Annotated in this window: 3 protein-coding genes and 1 pseudogene; all 4 read left to right on the top strand. The window is 34.4% G+C overall.

The genetic code is table 11. The features are described 5' to 3' along the window. Window positions 1-102 precede the first annotated feature (102 nt). The 4 genes and pseudogenes from V7068_RS20730 to V7068_RS20715 all read left to right on the top strand — a co-directional run bounded on the left by V7068_RS20730 (window position 103) and on the right by V7068_RS20715 (window position 2462). Window positions 103-339: a hypothetical protein gene (locus tag V7068_RS20730; RefSeq protein WP_499714362.1), complete on the top strand. Its 237-nt coding sequence runs from the start codon at window positions 103-105 to the stop codon at window positions 337-339. Between the two features lie 28 nt (window positions 340-367). Then, window positions 368-484, top strand: a pseudogene (locus V7068_RS20725) (IS6 family transposase); the annotation flags it as partial. Between the two features lie 167 nt (window positions 485-651). After that, window positions 652-1983: a CoA-disulfide reductase gene (locus V7068_RS20720; protein WP_499714361.1), complete on the top strand. Its 1332-nt coding sequence runs from the start codon at window positions 652-654 to the stop codon at window positions 1981-1983. A gap of 92 nt (window positions 1984-2075) precedes the next feature. Then, window positions 2076-2462, top strand: a complete 387-nt coding sequence (locus V7068_RS20715; protein ID WP_499714360.1) for a hypothetical protein — start codon at window positions 2076-2078, stop codon at window positions 2460-2462. The last annotated feature ends 624 nt before the right edge of the window (window positions 2463-3086 follow it).

Raw genomic sequence — 3086 nt, 5'->3', positions numbered from 1 at the left:
AAATATCTGAGGTACTAGAAATACCTCTTGGAACTGCTAAATCAGTATTATATCGTGCATTAAATAAACTTCGAAAAAATTATAAAAAGGAGGTTGGTTACTATGAGTCATAATCTAAAACAAGAGTTAGCTAAAATAGAAATCCACATGGAACTTCACGAAAAAAGTAAAATGGGTGTAAAAAAAGCAAAATTAGAAATGGAAAGTAAAATAAAGAGGCGTGTAAGAAAACGCTTAGTCTCAGCTATTTTAGCAGCTATTCTAATCATTCCAACAGGTGCTTTTGCTTATCAATCCATTTTAGCAGAATTGAACGGTATTAAACGGGTGCGTTTCTGAAATAAGCAGGAACGTTTGTTTACTTTCAATAGTACGTGGCATTGAAGCCATGCATATGATGAAAAAAGGGCAAGTTCACCAAGGGGTGAAGTCTGCCCAAAATCGAAAAGAACTCATTAATAAACTATTTGGCATCGCATCATAATCCGTAAGTTAGCAGGAAATTCATGTCCTATGTTTTTTTGAAATCATCTTTGCACCAGAATCCTTCTTTGTGTCAGGTGTAAAAACTGACTTTAGTTTCAAGTTGAGCGCCTTTTACGTTTAAAAAACAAACTGTAAAGGGAAAATAAGCAGGTGGAGGGATTGTAGATGAAGATAATAATTATTGGCGGAGATGCAGCAGGTATGAGTGCTGCCATGCAAATTGTAAGGAATAGCTCAGATCATCAGATTACTGTTCTTGAAATGGGAAAAGTATACTCATATGGCCAATGTGGGCTCCCTTATGTGATTAGCAATAAAATTGATTCAACAGATAAATTAATAGCTCGGACACAGACTGAATTTAAAGAAAAATACGGAATTGATGCACGAATCTTACATGAGGTTCGCCAAGTTGATACAAAAAATAAACAAGTGTATGGGATAAACCATGCAAATGAAGAGAAGTTTTATTTGTCATATGACCGTCTCCTTATAGCTACTGGCGTAAGCCCGGTTATACCTGAGTGGGAAGGTGCTCATCTTTCGGGTATATTCACTTTAAAGACGATTCCAGATGCAAAGCGAATCATAGAATCCCTTGAAAGGGATGTTAAAAATGTCACGGTAATTGGCGGCGGATATATTGGGCTTGAAATGGCTGAGAGTTTTGCGGAATTGGGTAAGAAGGTAACAATCATTGAACGAAATAAACAATTAGCAAAAATTTTTGATGAAGAAATGGCAGAGCTTATCCATGAAGAAGCAAAGAAGCAAAACATTGATCTTAGAATGAGTGAATCTGTAGAAGCTTTTCTTGGCGAAGATAAAGTTGAATTTATAAAGACTGATAAAGGGGAGATTGAGACTGATCTTGTTCTAGTTGCTGTTGGTGTACGGCCAAATACTTCTTTTTTAGATAAGACTGGAATCATTACAAGTGTAAATGGTGCAATCCAAGTAAATGCATATATGCAAACAAATATTGAAGATGTATATGCAGCAGGCGATTGTGCAACACAGTACCATCGAATCAAAGAAAAGGATGATCATATTCCATTAGGAACACACGCAAATAAGCAAGGTCAAATTGCAGGATTAAACATAATTAATATTCCAAAAACTTTTAAAGGTGTATTAGGAACCTCTATTATTAAATTCTTCAGTTTAACACTTGGAAAGACAGGATTATCAGAAAGAGAGGCAACATTATTAAACATTCCCTATCAAACAGTTACAATAAAAACATCTGATATTGCAGGCTATTATCCAAATGCTAAAAAAATGACCTTGAAATTGCTAGTACATAATAAATCACATAAAATTCTTGGGGGACAAATTATTGGAGAAAAGGGGATAGATAAGAGAATCGATGTACTTGCAACGGCTTTATTTCATTCTATGACAGCTGAGCAATTGCTAGATTTAGATTTAGCATATTCACCTCCATATAATGGAGTCTGGGATCCGCTCCAACAAGCTGCAAGAAGAATAAAATAAATCAAAGCCCCGTACGATTTAGGTAGAGCTACTCTTTCAATTACGTAATCTTCAACTACAACGACTAATTATTGATTAAAGAAGGTGTCAAAATGATTGACTATATGCGATTTGATGTTATGCTGTTTGACGATATTATTGCAAGGGTAGATTTAAAACCAAATGGAAGTGACAAACCATACGTAATCAATTATATTGAAGGATTTAATAAGCAATTTTCACCTAATCTAGAGGGATACATTACAAAAGATGAGTTGGAAAGATGGCTCAAGTGGCGTGTATTTCCTGAAACAAGAGTGAACGCTAATCAATTACTAGCTTCCCTCGGTTTAAATAGCTACAATCGTTGGGCAATTGTCCGTAAAACACATGGCGTCATGGCTGATGATGAGATTTGGTTGCGTTTTAAAGGAGAATCATTAAAGCATAGTGACGTGACACTACGTAAATCTCTTTATTACCCAGACGATAAGAAATAATTGTATCAACAGAGTTTCTGTATATGTTGTAGTTAACCTAGTATAATTTACGCGTAAATGCCCTATATGAAGTTCTAGTATCTTATCAATAGAACTGGATTAGATTGATCTCTTATTCAATAAACTTGTCAAATTTACGGTCCAAAAAGCAAGGAAACAGGGGAGACCGTACAGGGGATTTTTTGTCTTGAAAAAATTGTGAAACGTTGATTTAAAGGTACTTATAAATGAGGATTTAGTACTTAATTTACATAACATATAAACGTCTAAAGCTGATTAAAGAGACCATGCAAAAATAACTTTGCCAGCCCTTGGAAGAGTAGGGTAAAACAAAGGCACAGTAGAAATAATCAAACCTCGTTTAGAGGATTAATTGAAAATATGAGAATAAATGAATGAATTAGAAAAGAGTGTCTGATAAGAATTGTATGCTCTTTTTATTCCCGTTTATTTGTCCAGTTTTCCATTATGTATGATTCACTCAGAATTTCCTAAAGGAAAAGGTGTAAAAAGACAAGAAAGTCTAAACTTCTTTTACAGTAATATTAGTTTAGAGTTTTTTGTTCTTGAAAAATTCGGAGAAATGATTTCCTGTTAAGTGATAATGAAGATACGAAAGCCTAT

This window comes from Bacillus sp. JJ634, assembly GCF_036962285.1.
In the GTDB taxonomy this organism is placed as follows: domain Bacteria; phylum Bacillota; class Bacilli; order Bacillales; family DSM-1321; genus Peribacillus; species Peribacillus asahii_A.
The sequence above is the reverse complement of the archived record's forward strand: the minus strand, read 5'-3'. Positions and strand labels throughout refer to the sequence as shown.